This is a genomic window from Halobacteriovorax sp. GB3 (genome assembly GCF_028649655.1).
Classification (GTDB): Bacteria; Bdellovibrionota; Bacteriovoracia; order Bacteriovoracales; family Bacteriovoracaceae; genus BSW11-IV.
Genome location: NZ_JAQSLN010000003.1, coordinates 1,197,091 through 1,215,257, shown reverse-complemented (window position 1 = coordinate 1,215,257; position 18,167 = coordinate 1,197,091). Strand labels below are relative to the sequence as shown.

Annotated in this window: 18 protein-coding genes; 15 read left to right on the top strand and 3 right to left on the bottom strand. The window is 38.2% G+C overall.

Annotated features, from left to right (window positions below; all coding sequences use genetic code 11):
* Position 1: 1 nt before the first annotated feature.
* The 10 genes from HBN50_RS12220 to HBN50_RS12175 all read left to right on the top strand — a co-directional run bounded on the left by HBN50_RS12220 (position 2) and on the right by HBN50_RS12175 (position 9,979).
* Positions 2–1,576: an Rne/Rng family ribonuclease gene (locus tag HBN50_RS12220; RefSeq protein ID WP_273870394.1), complete on the top strand. Its 1,575-nt coding sequence runs from the start codon at positions 2–4 to the stop codon at positions 1,574–1,576.
* Between the two features lie 232 nt (positions 1,577–1,808).
* On the top strand, positions 1,809–2,432 hold the full coding sequence (gene rpsR / locus HBN50_RS12215) for a 30S ribosomal protein S18 (protein WP_273870392.1): 624 nt from the start codon (positions 1,809–1,811) through the stop codon (positions 2,430–2,432).
* A 20-nt stretch (positions 2,433–2,452) separates the two neighbouring features.
* Entirely contained in the window at positions 2,453–3,490 is a 1,038-nt protein-coding gene (locus HBN50_RS12210; RefSeq protein WP_273870391.1) for a DUF2232 domain-containing protein, read from the top strand.
* A complete protein-coding gene (gene rplI, locus HBN50_RS12205; RefSeq protein WP_273870390.1) occupies positions 3,487–4,104 on the top strand; it encodes a 50S ribosomal protein L9 in 618 nt (205 codons plus the stop codon). Before HBN50_RS12210 ends, rplI begins: the two co-directional genes overlap by 4 nt.
* 137 nt (positions 4,105–4,241) lie before the next feature.
* Positions 4,242–5,591, top strand: coding sequence for a replicative DNA helicase (dnaB, locus tag HBN50_RS12200; RefSeq protein WP_273870388.1), 1,350 nt, complete (start codon positions 4,242–4,244; stop codon positions 5,589–5,591).
* Entirely contained in the window at positions 5,591–6,766 is a 1,176-nt protein-coding gene (locus tag HBN50_RS12195) for a chorismate-binding protein (protein ID WP_273870387.1), read from the top strand. Before dnaB ends, HBN50_RS12195 begins: the two co-directional genes overlap by 1 nt.
* A 234-nt stretch (positions 6,767–7,000) precedes the next feature.
* Positions 7,001–7,204 carry a hypothetical protein gene (locus tag HBN50_RS12190; protein WP_273870384.1) on the top strand — a complete coding sequence of 68 codons (204 nt, stop codon included), beginning with the start codon at positions 7,001–7,003 and terminating at the stop codon, positions 7,202–7,204.
* A gap of 223 nt (positions 7,205–7,427) precedes the next feature.
* Entirely contained in the window at positions 7,428–8,201 is a 774-nt protein-coding gene (locus HBN50_RS12185; protein ID WP_273870382.1) for a motility protein A, read from the top strand.
* Between the two features lie 33 nt (positions 8,202–8,234).
* On the top strand, positions 8,235–9,098 hold the full coding sequence (locus HBN50_RS12180; protein WP_273870381.1) for an OmpA/MotB family protein: 864 nt from the start codon (positions 8,235–8,237) through the stop codon (positions 9,096–9,098).
* Positions 9,098–9,979 carry an RluA family pseudouridine synthase gene (locus tag HBN50_RS12175; RefSeq protein WP_273870379.1) on the top strand — a complete coding sequence of 294 codons (882 nt, stop codon included), beginning with the start codon at positions 9,098–9,100 and terminating at the stop codon, positions 9,977–9,979. Before HBN50_RS12180 ends, HBN50_RS12175 begins: the two co-directional genes overlap by 1 nt.
* On the opposite strand, the gene HBN50_RS12170 is transcribed toward HBN50_RS12175, so the two are convergent.
* On the bottom strand, positions 9,941–10,438 hold the full coding sequence (locus HBN50_RS12170; RefSeq protein WP_273870378.1) for a hypothetical protein: 498 nt from the start codon (positions 10,436–10,438) through the stop codon (positions 9,941–9,943). The two genes, HBN50_RS12175 and HBN50_RS12170, sit on opposite strands and share 39 nt — an antisense overlap.
* A gap of 90 nt (positions 10,439–10,528) precedes the next feature.
* Between HBN50_RS12170 and HBN50_RS12165 the strand changes: the two genes are divergently transcribed.
* Both HBN50_RS12165 and HBN50_RS12160 read left to right on the top strand, forming a co-directional pair.
* On the top strand, positions 10,529–11,524 hold the full coding sequence (locus HBN50_RS12165; protein ID WP_273870376.1) for a hypothetical protein: 996 nt from the start codon (positions 10,529–10,531) through the stop codon (positions 11,522–11,524).
* A gap of 33 nt (positions 11,525–11,557) precedes the next feature.
* Entirely contained in the window at positions 11,558–12,166 is a 609-nt protein-coding gene (locus HBN50_RS12160) for a septation protein IspZ (RefSeq protein ID WP_273870374.1), read from the top strand.
* Here HBN50_RS12160 and HBN50_RS12155 read toward each other — a convergent pair.
* Positions 12,135–13,247 carry a chorismate mutase gene (locus HBN50_RS12155; protein ID WP_273870373.1) on the bottom strand — a complete coding sequence of 371 codons (1,113 nt, stop codon included), beginning with the start codon at positions 13,245–13,247 and terminating at the stop codon, positions 12,135–12,137. The two genes, HBN50_RS12160 and HBN50_RS12155, sit on opposite strands and share 32 nt — an antisense overlap.
* A gap of 173 nt (positions 13,248–13,420) precedes the next feature.
* Here HBN50_RS12155 and HBN50_RS12150 point away from each other — a divergent pair, with 173 nt between their 5' ends.
* The 3 genes from HBN50_RS12150 to HBN50_RS12140 are packed head-to-tail and all read left to right on the top strand — an operon-like array spanning position 13,421 to position 17,672.
* Positions 13,421–14,689, top strand: a complete 1,269-nt coding sequence (locus HBN50_RS12150; protein WP_273870371.1) for a hypothetical protein — start codon at positions 13,421–13,423, stop codon at positions 14,687–14,689.
* Complete coding sequence (locus tag HBN50_RS12145; protein ID WP_273870370.1) at positions 14,686–16,923, top strand: efflux RND transporter permease subunit; 2,238 nt, start codon at positions 14,686–14,688, stop codon at positions 16,921–16,923. The genes HBN50_RS12150 and HBN50_RS12145 overlap by 4 nt, the downstream gene beginning before the upstream one ends.
* Positions 16,920–17,672, top strand: a complete 753-nt coding sequence (locus tag HBN50_RS12140) for an outer membrane lipoprotein-sorting protein (protein WP_273870367.1) — start codon at positions 16,920–16,922, stop codon at positions 17,670–17,672. The genes HBN50_RS12145 and HBN50_RS12140 overlap by 4 nt, the downstream gene beginning before the upstream one ends.
* A 9-nt stretch (positions 17,673–17,681) precedes the next feature.
* Here HBN50_RS12140 and HBN50_RS12135 read toward each other — a convergent pair whose 3' ends face one another.
* Positions 17,682–18,119 (bottom strand): 6-pyruvoyl trahydropterin synthase family protein, encoded by a 438-nt coding sequence (locus HBN50_RS12135; protein ID WP_273870365.1) that lies wholly within the window; start codon positions 18,117–18,119, stop codon positions 17,682–17,684.
* Between the last annotated feature and the right edge of the window lie 48 nt (positions 18,120–18,167).

Sequence of the window (18,167 nt, the reverse complement as noted above, 5' to 3'; positions counted from 1 at the left end):
TATGTCTAAAGATCTCGTTATCAATCAAACCCTCGGAGAATGCCGAGCGGCCCTTCTTGATAATGGGGAAATCGTTGATTACCTCATGGAAAGAAGTAAAGAGGATGGTGGTGATCATCCTTGTGTTGGGAATATTTATAAGGGGAGAGTCTTAAGAGTTCTTCCTGGAATGCAGTCGGCCTTTGTTGATATTGGCTATGAAAAAGCAGCTTTTCTCTATGTTGACGATGCCTATATGCCAACACTTGAAGAGCAAAGACAAATGCAGGAGAAGGCCCAAAAAATTCGTGAAGAAGAAGATAAGCGCAAAGGGAAAATTATCCCTGATGAGCTTTCAACTTTTTCTGATGCTGTTGATATGCGCTTTCGTCCTGATGAAGCAACGATTGAATCCTTTTTAAAGGAAGGCGACGAGATTCTCGTTCAGGTGGCCAAGGAACCTATTTCAACGAAGGGACCAAGGGTTACTCGTCACATCACCTTAGCTGGTCGTCATGTTGTTTATATGCCATATATCGAGCACACAGGTGTTTCTCGTCGAATTGAAGATGAAGATGAGAGAGATCGTCTTAAAGAGATTCTGGAAAAAATTAAACCAGAAGGAAAGGGGATGATCGCTAGAACCGTGGCCGAAGGTCAGGGGCAGAAAACTCTTAAAGCTGACTACGATATGTTGGTAAAGATTTGGAAAGAAGTACAGGGAAAGGAAAGCTCTGCTAAGTCTCCGGCCTGTCTTTATAAAGACCTCTCTTTCATTCAAAGAGTCCTTCGCGATATTACAGACGAAGATGTTTCAAATATTTATGTTGATGATAATGAGAACTTTAAAGAACTAGAAAAGTTCATTGGCAAATATCTTCCAGGTCTCAAGGGTAAGGTCAGAATCTATGAAGAAGACCTTCCGCTCTTTGAGAAATTTGGTCTCGACTTAGAACTAGAAAGGGCCATCTCAAATAAGGTTTATCTTCGCTCTGGTGGATCTCTCAATATTGATCAAACAGAGGCCCTGGTTTCTGTTGATGTAAACACAGGGAAATTTGTTGGAAGAAAAACTCTTGAAGAGACGATTCTAAGAACAAATTTAGAAGCGGTAAAAGAAATTGCTTATCAGTTACGTCTACGTAACTGCGGTGGTCTCATCATTATCGACTTCATTGATATGGAAAAAGAAGAGCACAGAGAGATGGTTTATTCAAACCTTCTTGAGGCCCTTAAAAAAGACCGAGCTAAAACGAAGGTTCTTCCAATCTCTGAACTTGGTCTTGTAGAGATGACAAGAAAGAGAACCAGAGATACTTTAACAAGACTCATGTGTGAGCCTTGTCCTTATTGTGAGGGGACAGGTCAGGTTAAATCAACTCTGACTGTTTGCTACGAGCTTGTAAGAGAGTTAACAAAAGTTCTTAAAAAATCTAAGTCTAGTCGCGTTTCGATCTTTGCCCATCCTGAGGTGACAGCTCGACTTTGTGGCGATGATCTCGACCTCATTGAGACGCTTGAAGAAGCCTTTGGAAAAACTCTTCAGATTCGATCTGAAAATAGCTACCACATAGAGCAGTACGAAATTTTCGACTAAAAATGTTTATATCGCTTAATAATTGAAGGGCCTTTTTTGGGCCCTTTGTCATTTTTGTGAAACAACCTTTCTAACATGCTGAAAACACACTAGTTCCAAAGGTGTGTAGACCCTTAAAAAAATGCCTGCCCTGTTTACGAAGCCCTTTAATTTTGCTATGTTCGAGCGACGTTTATAAATGAAATACTCGCTAGCTTCATAGGGAAGTTAGCCGCAAGTCCAGGAGGAAAGTATGATTTATGAGTTGGCCCTAGTGGCTAAGTCGAACCTTGGTGAAGAAGGAATCAAGGCTCTACAAACTATGGTTGAAGAAGTAGCAAAATCGTTCGACGGTGAAGTTCTTCTGTCTGATGACTGGGGAAACAAAACTTTCGCACAAGCAACTTCAAAAGGTGTAAAGACAGGTCACTACCTTTATTTCATCTACACAGGTAATGCAGAAGCTAACGTTGAGCTAAACAGAAAGTTCAAAATTAACGAAGACATTCTTAAAACAATGATCGTTAAGCTTTCAGACGTAGCTGCAGACGGTGAAGCTCTTGTAAAAAAATTCAAGTCTCCATTCTCTAAGAACCACAATGGTTCAGTTCTTGACGATCTAGATCAAGACTCAGATGCAGAAAAAGACAGAAAGAAATTCGCAAGAAGAAAGAACTGTTGGTTCACAGCTAAGAGCATCAAGGCTGATTGGAAAGATCCAAAGACTTTCAACTGGCTAATCAACGAATTTGGAAAAATCTCTCCAGCAAGAGTTTCTGGTGTATCTAGAAAGCACCAAAGATTTGCTCAAGCTGCGATCAAGAGAGCACGTAACATTGGTGTTGTTTCTCACATGAGAAGCACTTTTTCTGAATAATTAATTAGGATTTGTGAATCGTGAATAGAGGCGGAGATTACAAACATTCAGTGAAGGGAAATACCGAGTTTATCGTTGGGAAACTAACGTTTGGTAAACTTATCTTTCTTTCCATTGTTACCCTAGCTTTAAGTAGCTTTGGGCCATTATCTCTGTTTGCTCCAATTCCAATGGCAATTTCTTTTCTCCTTTATGGAGTTAAGTATACAGGTTCGCTATCGGCATTAATTATGGTGGCCATGGTTACAGCTTCAAAGCTTATCCCTGGAGCCGATTTTCTGCTGTCGCAAGCTTCTGTATATTTTGTTGCCAGTGTTTTTGGGTTTTTCGCATCACGAGTAATTGTTAAGAGACAAGAGCCGGTTAAAGGGTTAATTCAGTGGTCGAGTGCTTTACTTCTTCTCATTGCAGGAGGGGTTATTGTTCTATCGATTGCCTCTGAATTTACTCTCGTTAATCAGATTGAAACTTTTGTAACGAAAAGTTTTGAAGAAGCTCTTCAAAGACCAGAAGTAAAAGAAAGATTAGATGCTGGTGGACAAGAGGCCAGAGCGTTAAGCTCGATTCTCAACGATCCACAAATGGTAGTTAAGACACTTCTTGAGTGGTCATTTACAGCGATGTTTGTAGGTGTCTTCTTTTCGATGTGGCTTACATTATATCTAGTTCTTCGCAATGTTGTGATTTGGAAAGAAACTCACAATTATCCTTATACTCTTAAGGATTTTGTTAGCTTCAAAGCTCCTGACTTTATGATTTACGGTCTCCTTGCGGGGATGGTGATGATTGTTGCTGGAGAGTACATCCACCCACTAGCAGAAGTTATTGGATTTAATATTACTTATAGTCTTGGCGTTTTTTATTTCTTCCAAGGGTTTGGCGTTTTTATGGCGTCTCTCGATTGGTTAGGGTTTAGAGGATTTCTTAGAACGGCACTTACAGTGTTTACCATCTTCTTAGGTTACAAGATGATTGCACTAGTCGGCGTCTTAGATCTCTTTTTCGATTTTGAGACTAAATTGAAAAAAAAAAGTAGAAGTGAAGGAGATATCTTATGAAAGTCATTCTTACTGAAAAGGTAAAAACTTTAGGAAACGTTGGGGAAATCGTTAACGTTTCTGCAGGTTATGCAAGAAATTACCTTATCCCAAACAGCTTTGCAGTTGTTGCGGATGAGTCGAATAAAAAACAACAAGCTCACAACGAGAAAATGCTAGCGAATAAAATCGCTGCTGAAAAAGATGCTGCTAAAGCAGTTGCATCTAAGCTCGAAGGTCTTAAGCTTGAACTAATCAAGAAAGTTGGTGCTAACGGGAAACTTTTTGGTTCTGTTACAACAAACGAACTTTCTCTTGAGCTAGCGAAGTCTGATCTAGAAGTTGAAAAGAGAACACTTACTCTTGAAACTCCAATCAAGACAGCTGGAACTTTCACCGTTAAAGCTAAATTCTTTAGCGATGTTGAAGCTAACTTCACTGTAGAAGTTAAAATGGATCCAAAGCAAGCTGAAGAAATGAAGAAGAAAGCTGAAGAAGCTGCTGCTGCGAAAGCTGCAGAAGCTGCTAAGAAAGCTGCTGATGCTGAGAATGCTGTCGAAGGTGAGGAAAAGAAAGAACTTACTGAAGAAGAAAAACTCAAAGAAGAAGCAAACAAAATTCTTAGAAGCTACTAATCTTCCATTGAAAGAATTTCTTTGTAATGAGGGCCCAAGCGTTGCTTGGGCCTTTTTTATTGACCTTCTAATCAGTGACAAAACATCGCTTTTGCGCTAAATATGACAGGTCAGCTACTAATTTTCGAGAGGCCTAAATGGACGCACCAACAAGAGAATTACCCCACGATTTACTGGCCGAGAAATCCCTTCTTGGTTGTTTAATTATTGATGGAAATAACTATGACGAAATCTCAAACTTAAAGCTTGAGAAGGAAGATTTTTATCATCCGTCTTATGGGATTATCTTTGATGCGATCACAGACTTGGCCACGACGAATAAACCAATTGATTATGTAACGGTTTGTTCAATGTTAAAAGACAGAGGTAAGCTCGAAGAGATTGGTGGCAATGGTGCTGTTCTTGAAATCGTTGAAGATCAAGTTTCAGCTGCCAATATTTATCACTATGGAAAAGTTGTAAAAGATAAGTCTTCACTACGAGAGATCGTTAGAACGGCTCAAAGAGTAAGTGAGATGGGGCTTAATTTTACAGGGGATATCGACGAGTTTTTTGAAGATGTCGAATCAAGCTTTTTCAACTTAACAAATGAAGCGAAGGCCAATCAAGTTGTTAAGCTTAATACTTGTTTAAAAGAAAACCTCAAAGAGATGGAAGATACTTCAAGAAAGCCTGGTGAGGTTCAGGGTGTACCTACTGGTTATGGTGAACTTGATAAGCTTCTTCTTGGGATGCAACCTGGTCAGCTGATTGTCCTTGCCGCACGTCCGGCCATGGGAAAGACGGCCTTGGCCCTTAATATCGCGCAAAATGCTTGTGGTTTAACGAAGCTTCCTGTCGTTGTCTTCTCTCTGGAGATGCTTTCAAAGGAACTTTCAATGCGTCTTCTTACACAAAGAGCAAAAGTTGACTCTAAGAGAATTCGTCAAAAGAACTTCTTGGACACAGACCTTCGCTCTATTGGTCGTGCCGTTAAAGAACTACAAGAGTATCCAATTTATATTAACGATAATGGTGGGATTAACCTCCTTGATATTCAGTCTCAATGTCGAAAGATTAAGGCCGAGCAGGGGATTGCACTTGTTGTTATCGATTACCTTCAACTTATGACTCCGCACACGAAGACAACATCACGTGAACAGCAGATCTCTGAAATGTCTCGTGGGTTAAAGTCTTTAGCAAAGGAACTTGGATGCCCAATCATCGCTCTATCGCAGCTAAACCGCGGTGTTGAGTCGAGACCAAATAAGCGTCCAAACACATCTGACCTTCGTGAATCTGGTGCCATTGAGCAGGATGCCGACATCGTTATGTTCGTTTATCGTGATGAATACTACGATCCAAATACTAAAGAGCCGGGTGTCGCCGAAGTTATCGTCGGGAAAAACCGTGCTGGATCTGTTGGTACAGCAAAGCTTGCTTTTGTTGGTGCTCATACGAGTTTTGAAAATATCTCTCGCCAAGATGAACCACCAAACGTTCAGTAATGATTTTTAGAGAGCTGCATACGATCTATCCTGTTGGTGATCAATTTCAGATTCTACATGAGGCCAAGAGTGCGTTTGCCTATTATCAAGATCACCGAGTAGATTTAATTACAGGTGAGAAAACGATTGCTCCTTTGGGACAGTGGTTTCATGAACTTTCTAAGAGAACTTTTGATAGCACTCAAAAAAAGCGTGTGACTCATGTATTTTACGAACTCGGAGAGTTGATAGAGCTTAAGAGCTTTTCAAATGAACTTCTCGCTATTGATATTGAGTACAAGCGAGAGCTTGTGGTTAAAAAGTTTAGTCCTATTGGAAAGGCCTTAAAGCTTAGTGAAGTTTCATCTGTTTCTAAGAGTAGGTATAAGAAGGCCTTTGATCGAGTGCAAGACTCTTTACAAAGGGGAGATTGCTATCAAATCAATTTAACGTTTCCTTCTGTCTATAGCTTTAGTGAGTATAAAGTCGAAGAATTCTACAGCTCACTATGGAAAAATAAAGAGGCAAGGGCCCCTTATGCACACGCTACATTTATCCCTCTTTGGAATAAGCTCTATTTAAGTAATTCTCCTGAGTGTCTCTTTCAAGCACGATCTTTTGAGCATAAGTTATCTCTTTGGAGTATGCCGATAAAGGGAAGTTTGAAGTGTGAAGGTGCCGTAACTGATGAGCAATGGCATAAGCTTAGCTCTTGTCAGAAAAATCAGGGAGAGCTTTATATGATCACTGATCTTATAAGAAATGATCTCTCTCGCATCTCTTCTCCTTATTCAAAAGTCATTAAAAAGAAGGCGCCATTAAAAGTTCCAAATATTCTTCATCAATACTCTTTAATTGCAGTTGAACTCAGTCCAAAGACAAATCTTTTAGATGTTCTCGTTGCTCTCTTTCCGGGTGGAAGTATTACGGGAGCGCCAAAGAAGAAGGTCGTCTCATTAATAAAAGATATTGAAGGAGAAAAAAGAGGCTTCTACACCGGATCAACCATCATTCAAAATGGATCTCTTCAAGCAGCATCAATTAATATTCGTTCAAGTGAGATCTGTTTTAATTCAAAAACTCTCATTTACTCTGCTGGCGGAGGAATTACTTTAAAAAGTGACCTCGAAGGGGAGTATGACGAGATGAATCTTAAGAAGTATAGTTTTATCAATACGTTAAGTGATTTGATCTAACTTAAAGTTTCATTTAGTTTTAGGCGAAAACATAACGATATTTATATATTTAAAGATTCCTTTCTTACATTTCTAATAAAATCTTACAATTAAAAATTATAGTAGCTATAAGTTTGACATTAATATTTTGGTATCGATATGATTTTTGTGCGTCAAAATTAAGAGAGAGAATTTAGATGGCGTGTAGCGCAGGTGGCGCTACCTTCAAGCTGAAGTAAGACAAGGGAGTGTAATATGTCAGCTATAACTTCGACACAAGATGTTGCGAATACGTCACAGAGAGAAGCAGTTAACATGGAAGAGCTTGCAAACCTTGCAGGTTTCCCAACTGATTTTGTAAAAAAAGAATTATTAATTGAAGATAACCAAGTTTCTATGGAGCAGTTACGTGCATCAATGCTTCAATACCTTGATGCAACGATGGGCGAGAAAGCTTAATACTTTTTATTAAGCGAAACATAGGACTTGTTTCAATAAAAGCTTAATATTCTCCTTTATAGAGGGCCGCTTATTTATAAGCGGCCTTTTTTTTCTGATTAATCCACTCCAATTTTACCTAGGAAAAAAAGGCTAGATTGCTGATTTTTCGTTAAAGTCCCTTGTTAAGTTTCCGATATAACGTCTGTAAAGGATCATTATCGCAATACAAGGAAGTACGTATATGGATATTTCAACAGTCATTGGTTTAGTCGTTGCTGTCGCGGCCATTTTGGGGTCGATGATTACAGGTGGTGGATTAGGTCAGTTCATTGACGTTCCTTCGGTTCTCGTTGTTGGTGGAGGACTCATTGGGGTTACATTTTTCAAATGGCCAATGGAAACAGTGAAGGGAATCGCCACTGTTGCTATGAAGAGTTTGAAATTTGATGCCGTTGATCCAATCGCTACGATCGAGCAGATGAGTGAGTATGCTAACCTTGCCCGTTCTCAGTCAATCTTCGCACTTGAAGAGGAAGCTAAAAAGGATGCTGCTAAGAATAACGCTTTTTTAAAAACCGCCCTTATTTTAGCTGCTGATAATAAGCCTGTTGAAGAAATTGAAAAAGTTCTAAAAATTGAAATTGAAGCAATGGAAACTCGTCACAAAATTGGACAAGAGCTCTTTGGTGGTATGGCCGAAGATGGTCCTGCAATGGGAATGATTGGGACACTTATTGGTCTGGTTATCATGCTTAACAACATGAGTGACCCTGGTTCAATTGGTCCGGCCATGGCCGTTGCCCTCTTAACGACATTCTACGGAGCGATTATCGCCAACGTATTTTGTAACCCACTTAAAAATAAAATTGGTATGCGTTCAGCGCAGGAAATTGCCAATATGAATATTATTATGGCCGGGATCATAGGAATTGTATCTGGGCAAAACCCTAAGTCTATTAAGTCTGCATTAAGCTCATTCTTACCGCCGTCGCAAAGACCGGCCGATGAAGTTTAATTAAGAGATTCTTTCAAGGAAGAGAGGTAAAAGATGGCCGAAGAAGGTGTAAACGCCCAACCGATTGAAGAAGGTGGTGGCTCCAACGATGATGTAAAGTGTCCTGAATGTCCTCCTGGTTTACCGGGGTGGATGGCGACCTTTTCCGATCTGGTAACACTTCTCCTTACATTCTTCGTATTGCTTCTTTCAATGGCAAAGACGGAGACATCAAAATATGAAGCAGCTCTTGGATCGATTAGAAATGCCTTTGGTGGAAACGTTCTCAAGCAAGGTGAGGTTATCCAGCCAGGAAAATCTCCTGATGATTTTCCAACGATGATGGAATCCAATGAAGTGATTAAGCCCTTTCCAATTGAGTTTTTAACTATGGAAGGGATTCTTGATAAGCATGAAATTAATAGAGAATCTGATGAGCAACTTTCGCAAATGAAGTTGGATCTTAAAGAGTATGAACTATCTGAATCTGTTGATGTCTTTGAGCAACCAGAGGGAATTAAAGTTCGTATTAAAGATCAGATTTTCTTTAAATCGGGATCAATTGAAATTGAGCCTACGCGCGTGTCGACTGAGGTCTATGAAAAGGTTGTGAAGCTTTTAAAAGGAAAGACTTGGACAGTTTTTGTTCTTGGGCACGCTTCAAGAGGAGAGACTTCACGCGATGGTAGAAGTGATGCTTGGGCCCTTTCTGCGGCCAGAGCACAGGCGGTTACGAAGTCTCTCATTAGAAGAGGGGTAACACCTTCTAGAATCACAACGACTTTCTATGGTGATACAAGACCTGTCGTGAGACCTAATCGATCTCAAGAGGAAAATGAATATGACTCTAGAAGAGTTGAGTTCATCATTAGAAAAACAGACTTACAAACGGATGGTCATAAAGTACAATCTCAGTAATGAAAACAACAAGAATTTGTTCTTTAAATAATTATTCATCAATAGAGGAGCTCCTAGTAAAGGGGCTCTCTTTTTCTCGTTCCTCTGTAAAAAAATCAAACTTATCTAAGAAGGCCCTAAATAAAACAGTTAAGGCAAAAGATGAGATTGAACTACCCATCGATCTATTAAATAGAAATATGATTTCTCCTTATTATAAGGGGGAGAGTGTCGAGGTTCTATTTGAAGATGAACGATTGATTGCTCTTAACAAAAATTACAATCAACATGGTCATCCTCTTCATTACAGTGAAGAGGAAACAGTTTTAAATTTTCTAAGAAATACGAGAGCCGATTTAAATCTCGGGAAAGTGAACTCTAATCAAGAACGCGGTCTTCTTTATCGTTTAGATGAGGTAACTAGCGGACTTCTTATCTATATTAAAGATGATAAAAACCATGAATATTTACGAGATCATTTCTCTGAGTCTGTGAAGAAAAAAGACTATCTCGCAGTGGTTGAAGGTCATGTTCTCAAAGGTTCATCTTTGGCCCACTACTTTCTTTCTAAGGGAGCAAAAGGGGCAAAGAGAGTTTGCAATGAGATTGAAGGAGAGGAGTTCGGAGAGCTATCTTACGAGCCGTTGCAATATGATAAGGAAAATAATTACAGTCTAGTTAAGGTCTCTTTAAAGAGTGGTCTACGCCATCAAATCAGAGCACAAATGGCATATATCGGTCATCCCTTGGTAGGAGATGTTCTTTATGGAGCCAAGGAATCTAAGAGAGTTTTTCTCCATGCCTATGAGTATCAATTTTCAATTGATTCAATTGGTTACAAACTCCGCTCAGAGAATGCACCTTTATTTTTTGACTTCTTGAATTTTGACAGTGGCCTTTAGATGATCTTTGATAAAACGATTTGATTTCATCGTTGAAAGTTTGATAAGGTCTTTTCCCATTGTTGCCGCATTAATTCTCAAAAGATCGTGTTCTACTCTAATTGTAATAGCATCTGTTCTCTCCAGAGTATCAACAGGGGAGTTCTTAGCGATGAAGACGAGATCATTTGCAAAGTCTCTATAAAGAGCGGCCTTTAAATCTTTTTCACCATTCTTTAACTTGGAAATATCGACGGTTGAGTTGATGAGAATTTGCATGTTGTTTTTAAAGCACTTTGTCGTCCAAGAGCCAGGGATCCTCTTTTCTAGCATGACAAGTGTTGCCTTACAGGAAGTTGGCGTCAATTTCTCTGTTCTACTTGAAAAGATTCCCTTCTCTCTAAGTGAACTTAAAAAGATGAACATCAGTAGAATTCCGACCATTAAAACAGGGTTTTTCATAAGTGTTTTCAACATCATGGCCCTATTATCCCATCTATTTGAGAAAAAATCACTAAAGGGAATGAATGGCTTATCCGACAAGATTGGTATAGTATTTGAGGTGAAAAAATGACAAATAATCCACTCCGTGACGGCCTTTTGGCCACATCCTATTTTTGGAATTGCTTAACTGCTCTTAGGGCACAGAAAGAAAAAGTTGAAGTTGAAAGTTTTTTGAAAAAGGTTGAAATCTCTTTTGATCAATTTCAAGAAATAAGAGAGTTCATGAGTTCAATTGATTTTCCATTTGAAATCCAAAGTCAGGGAGAGCGACGCTATCTTGTTCCTGTAAGGGACTGGCTCAGCGTTAATATGGATATGAATGTCGTTGATTGGATGGCCATGCAAGCGCATTTTCCAAACTTTGATCGAAGTCAATCAGAACCTTATTATTGGATTTTAAGAGAGAGATTTAAGAAGACTGACTCGCTCTATCCCGATTTAAATTTATATGCAGCATTCAATGAATATATTCAAAAGGATCAAAAAATGAGCGAAATCAGTAGTGAGTTTGATCATTTCTTTCCGCAACTTCAAGAGGCCATTCAAAGTGGTGGCTGTATGGAGATTGTTCTTAAAGACGGAAGTGAAGTTGAGACTTTTGCCCATCAAGTTGTCTTTCTAGAAGGTATTCTTTCTTTGATCGGTGAAGATTGTCAGGATCGATGTCTTATATCTATAAGCTTAAATGATGTTGAGCAAATTTCTTATTCTGATTCACAGTACACTCCAAATTTTTCGGGAGTCGAGGTGAATGATTTTATTTGTGCAATGAGATTAGTTACCGGAGATGAAGTGCGCCTTGTTCTTAAGGTGAAGGCCGAAAGACAAATCGAGTTGAATCCAGAGTTTCACTTTTTAGGTAATCCATTTGTAACAAATAATATGGAAGGGGACATGATTTGGGCCGCTTCTGTAGAAGTCTCTAACGAATTATATGAATGGCTTTATGAAATCAAAGATGGAGTAGAGATCTTAGACCCAAGTGAATTAATTAGCGGGTTTAACGAGTATTGTTCGGCCCGCATGGGGACTGAGACGAGTTTCCAGAAAAAGGCAGCATAGCTTTTGTAGGGAAGTCGTGATAGCCTTCCCTTAGTGGAAAATCAAAAAATAAATAAAAATTTCTTTCTTCTTTCATTCCTTCCGGCAATGGCCTATTGGTATTTGGAAGAGAGTTACCCTGTGAATATCGCTGTCACTGGGGGCTTGATTCTCGCAATTTTAGAGATCACACTTGAAAAGCTTTTTACAAAGCATGTTCACACTCTTAGTAAGCTGAACTTCTTTTTGATTCTTTTCCTTGGGGGTCTATCTCTTTTAGGTGAAGACGGTCTGTGGTTTAAATTACAACCATTTTTTACGGGAGTCGCCATTTCTGGATTCCTTGCTTATCGACTTTTCGTTGGAAAAGGACTTCTTGTTGAAATGACCGAAATTCTTGGTCAAAGTAAAATCCCTGACTTTGTTCTGACTTATCTTGAAAAGCACATGGCATTTTTCTTTTTAGCTTATGGAATCTTCATGGGAGCACTTGCTCTCTTTGGCACAACAGGACAATGGGCCTTTTTTAAGACCCTTGGCTTTTATGGTATTTTCGTCGTTTTTATGGTTTTTGAAATGATTCTACTAAGACTAAAACTAAAGAAAATGATGAAGTATGAACAATCGAGAGCTATTCTCTCTCGTTTTTCTCATCATCCTTAAAATTATTCATGATAGATGTTTGAGTCTTAACCGATTCTGTGTGAATTGTATGGAAGAGTTCACTGATGTACTTTTCTTTAAGACCAAGAGAGGCCGCTTTTAACTCGCGCTCTTTCATAAGAGAATCCATACGAGTCAATTGAAGAGGAGTGATATTATTTCTAAGCTTTTCTTTTCCAATTTCTTTTACAATATCCATTCTGAGCTTTAACGACTCAAGGATTTCATTGTCTATAGAATCAATTTGTCTTCTAAGGGCCTCAAGCTTTTGACCAAAGTCCTTATCTTCACTATGAGATTCACGAATATGAAGATTAGTAATAATCTCTTTCAATGATGTTGGAGTAACTTGCTGAGCGGCATCTGACCAGGCATCATTTGGACTAAGGTGAGTTTCAACCATAAGTCCATCCATTCCAACATCGAGACTCTTTTGGCAAACTTCACCAACAAGTGATCTCTTACCTGTAATATGACTTGGATCGCAAATGATAGGAAGATCTGGAAATTGTCTCTTTAATTCGATAGGAATTGTCCACATTGGAACATTTCTCCACTTTGTTTTCTCTGCTGTTGAGAAACCACGGTGGATCGCCCCAAGTTTTTTTATTCCTGCGCCGTTAAATCTTTCAAGTGCACCAATCCATAGAGCGAGATCGGCATTGATTGGGTTCTTAACGAGAACAGGAATATCGGTTCCCTTTAAAACATCGGCGATTTCTTGAACGGCAAAAGGACTAACCGTCGTTCTTGCTCCAATCCAAAGAATATCAATTCCATATTTTAAAGCAAGCTCTGCATGTTCAGCATTGGCAACTTCTGTTGTAACGAGAAGGCGTGACTGTTTCTTTACTTCACTAAGCCACTTGAGGGCCTGTTCTCCATGACCTTCGAATGTATAAGGGCGAGTTCTTGGCTTCCAAGCTCCAGCGCGGAAAACTTGAACGTGCTCATTCATTTCGATCTCTTTTGCCGTAGAAAGAATTTGCTCCTCACTCTCAGCTGAGCATGGCCCTGCGATGATAAGAGGTTTATCAAATTTATCAAACCATTGATTTAATGGAATCAGATCTAGTGGCAAATTGAGCTCCTTAAACACTAATTTTCAGGACTTTAACATTGGTCCTTGTTTTATAGGTCGAGATGGAAAAAATTTCAAAGAAAAAGAGCGAAATCTAAGCAATATTTACTTATCGCATTCGATAAACCTTTGAGTTCTGGTAGGGTGGCTAAATAAACACCATTGGACATAAGATGTTGCGAATTCTTGGCCTTGTACTATTTCTGATTTCTCTTCAAGACTCACTGGCAAGTGAGCTTCAATTTATTTCTTATGAAGTTAATGACGTTCAAAAAAATGCGGATTTTTCTACGCTAGAAAAGTTAAAAACACGAGCTCTCTTAGACTATCATCAACCATTTGAGAGTCATATTGATCGTGAACAATTCTATTTAATGAAGGTAACTTATGAAGCATTTAAGAGAGAGAAGTGGAAATTAAATCTCGGAATTGAATTTCGCTCTCCAGGTTTAAATGGTCATTTCAAACCCTATGAAACATTTTTGAGCTTTAATCATTCTTCGTTAAAAATAAGTATGGGACAGCAATTGATTACTTGGTCTCGAATAGACTTTTTTTCAAGTCTTGATGGGACAAATACGTTTGATTTTAACCGACCACTCTTTGATGAGATTGAAAATAAAAGGGTAGGAAATATCTCATTACTCTTGAAGAATAATTGGAAAAGCTTTTCTTTTTCTTCATTTATTTCTCCATGGCATCATACCAGTTTTCTGCCAAAGAAAACGAGTAATAATCATTTCTATAACGAAGAGCAATCACTCTTTTTAGGTGTAGGAGAGAATCAGATTTTTTCTTATTATCCTTATGAAGAAAATGTTCGAAAAGAAGAGTTCTTCTCTTATGGGTTTCGCTTAGAATATAGTGCGCGATCCTATGATCTTGCTTTGAGTTATTTAAAGTCTCCCGATTTGATTCCTCTCTTGGCCCTTGGAACGACTCTTTATCCTGAATTTTATAGAACAAATAAGTTTGCCCTCGATTTCTCATCTACAATTTCAGATTTCGTTTTAAGAGGAGAAATTTCTATGATTGGGGATCAGGCAAAAAGAGATCATCAACTAGAGAAGTATTATAGTGATGTTTATAATTTCTCTCTTTCTTTAGAGGGGCGATTAAGTGACTCTCTTCCTCTTTTTCGACTAATTTTAAATTCGACTTTTGATGATCAAAAAAGAAATTCTCTTTTAACAACTCGTGAAGAAACACTTTTTGTCGAATTTACTAAGAATCTATTGAGTGAACGATTAAACACTAGGTTGAGATTTATACAAAGTTTTGAAAGAGAAGGTTATTCACTTGAGTTGTATCAAGGTTATGAAATCAATGATTCTTTTAAATTAACTGGACGCCTTTATACTCTGAATGGAAGTGATAAGAGTATGTATGGTTTTTATAAGAGACAAGATGGTTTTTCTCTAGGGGTTGAAGTGAATTTATGAAAAAACTAATTCTCATTCATGGCCTCATTATTCTTTTTCTCAATGCTTTTCCTGTATTCTTTTTGGATAAAGTAGAATTTGATAATTCTATTAGAAGTTATGCTCCAAAAGAGAGTACGCATTTTAAAGATTATAAAAAATATCGTGAACTCTTTGGAAGTGATCAAGTACTCGTTGGAATGTTTCGCTTTGAAACCAAACTCAAGCATGAAGACTTAAAAAAGCGCCTCTCTCGATTTGCACAATTTTCAGTTGAAGCGAGAAAATTAAAAGGAGTAAGCAGAGTCTTTTCTCTTTTTGACCAAGATTATATCGAGCAAAGAGATGAAACCATTTTTATCGCTCCTATTGTCCCAATAGAGAAGATTAATAGCTATTCAGTGGAACAAATTCTTGAGCGAATGAGCTCCTCCGATACGGCCCGTGATCTCTTAGTCTCTACTGATCTAAGTGAGATTTCTATTGCGATTGAGCCTGAGACTCATTTAAATACTTATGAAAAAAGAGAACTCTATTTAGACTTTCAAGAACTTGTTAAAAAGTATGACTTTGGATCTGATTTACATGCGCTTGTCGGACCGATGGCCGTGGATGTTCATTCTTTTGAGACAAGTTTTTTTGACCTTTTGAAATTTGTTCCCTTTACTCTCGGGGCTGGGTATCTACTAATGTGGTTCTCTTTTTCATCTTTAGGTGTTCTGGTTGTAGCGATGAGTTTAATAGCGGGAGTGAGTTCTTTTTCAATGGGACTTTTTGCTCTGTTTGGCCTTCCTTTTACCATCATATCGAGTATCGTTCCTACATTGTTAATGTCGCTTTCTATTGCTTTTTTTATACACTACTTCAATATGGACCGTTATCTTAGTCGTGATAAGTTGTATCAAGATAAGAAACTTAGACAGAAAGCAGTTGTATCTTACCTTAGAATACCTTGCTTTTTTACGGCCATTACAACTGTTGCAGGTCTTTTAACTCTTGCTTTAAATGAAATTCCTCCTATTCGTATCTTTGGTATTATTACAGCTCTTTGTACTTTTATTATTCTGGGACTAACTCTTTATACATTACCTGTTCTCATGCAGTTGTTTGGCCCGAATCAGTGGAAAGAAGAGTCGAAAATATTTAAGACGTTTGGGGAGTTGATTGATTCTATTGCAAAGCATGCTATTGATCACCCTAAAAAGACTGTTGCCATTTGGGCGCTTCTTCTTGTGATAGGGATTCCCTTTATTTTCAATATCAAAGTCGAATCTAATCTTTTGCGCTTTTTTAAAGAAGATCACATCATCAATAAGCAAACAGAACTTTATCAGAATAAATTTAGTGGCACGGCCGTTGTTGAGATGATCTTTCATTCTGAAGAAGGTGAGCTCCTAACGGGGGAAACTCTGAGTGAATTATACCGATTTGAAAATGATATTGTTCAAATGTATGAGGAAGTCGATAAATCACTGTCACCAGCTCATTTTATTCGCGACATGCATAAGGCATTTACAGGTAAGAAAGAACTTCCTCTCAACTCTTCTCTTATTGATCAATATCTCTTTATTTACGATGGAAATGATTTAACTCGTTTTCTAGATGAAGATCACGCTCAATATCGAATCATCTTTAACGTAAACAAACACAATGTAAGTGAATTAGAACAACTTATCGAAGCTATGAAAAAACGTGCACTAAAGATTAGTCCTAAGCTTCGTTATGACTTTTCTGGTCAGGGTTATGTTTTTGTTAAGCAGAATGATCTTTTAGTTATTGGTCAAACAAAGTCTCTTTGGGTTTCGGCCTTAGTTATTTTTCTACTTCTTTTGATTCAGTGGAGAAATTTGAAGGATACAGTCGTTTCATTTGTTCCCAATGTTTTACCACTTTGTTTTATATTCATTACGATGGGCGTTTTCGGTATTTGGCTCGATATGGGAACGGCAATGATTGCAAGTGTTGCAATAGGGATTGCTGTTGATGATACGATTCATATCTTTTCAACATTTAAAAATTATCTTAAGAAATATGATTCTGCAAAGGCAATGAAATTAACTATACAAAAGACAGGTCGAGCAGTTGGGGCAACGACAATTATATTGTGTGCTCAATTTTTGATACTTTCTTTTTCCAGCTTTGTTCCAACTAAAAATTTTGGACTCCTCACTAGCTTGGGGTTATTAGTAGCGCTCTTTGCAGATGTTCACTTACTTCCGGCCATGGTCGTTCTTACTTACAAGGATTCTAAATGAAAGTATTTTTTCTCTCATTAATATTTTCCCTTTCTACCTTTGCATTAAGTGGAAAGGAATTAGCTCAAAAAGTTTACGATAGAGCTGATGGAGATCATTCCTATTCTAAAGTGACAATGATCCTCGATGGAAAGGGAAGAAGTGTGAAGACGAGAAAGTTAGAGATTTATCGAAGCGATGATCAAAAAGGGCTTGTTAAATCACTTGTGAGATTCTCTTCTCCAAAGAAAATACAAGGGGTCTCTCTTTTAACAATCGACTTGAAGGGAGAGAATGAATCTCAGCTTATTTATTTACCGGCCCTTAAAAATAGTAAGCGAATCTCATCTTCAAAAAAGGGCGGGCGATTTGTGCAAAGTGAAATCTTCTATGAAGACTTAAGAGATCGCCATCCCGAGCAGGACCAGCACAAGTTACTTGAAGATGGTAAATTTATGGGAGCACGTGATTGCTATCGTCTCGAAAGTGTTCCCATTAGCAAAGGAAACTCGACCTATGCAAAACGTGTGAGTTGTATAGATAAGAAAACGTTCATCCCATTGGAAGTGTTATTTTCTAATTCTAAAGGGCTGGAATTTAAGAGATTTAGAGTTCAGGCTATGAAAGAGATCGATTCAATTTGGACGGTGACAAGAAGTGAAATGACTCTCTTAGAAGAAGAGAAAATGACTGTTTTAAACGTTGATAAGATTGAGTACAACTCTAAGAAGGCAAAAGAGCTACGCTATAATAAAAACGATTTTAATTAGTCGCAAGGTTTATGGGTGAAAGATTGCTGAGTTTTTCTCGTTCTCTCTCACTTCAACACGAATAATTTTCACTCGACCATTTGTCTTTTTATCGATCATTTGCGAGACCTTTTCATAAACAAATTGAGCTGTCCCTTCCATTCCAGCATTTGGGAGAACTCTCATTTGAATGACGCCTTGTTGATCAAGTTCTTTGAACGTCTCGAGATAGGGGTCGTCTTTTGAAACGAGAAATGTGTGGTCAAACATATCTTCGAGCCAAGCTTTCACATCTTTTAGGTCCCCGAAGTCCATTACCCACATTTCTTGGGTCAGTTCATTGCATTCAAATTCAAAGTGAAAAGAGCGAGAATAACCGTGTACAAAACGGCAGTGGCTCTCAGCTTTCCATTGTCTGTGAGTGCAGGGAAATCCATAAAAACTTTTTGTCGAAGTAAACTTTGCCATGACATCATGATATTCTATGGTGATCAAATGAACAAGACTTGTCTGGCC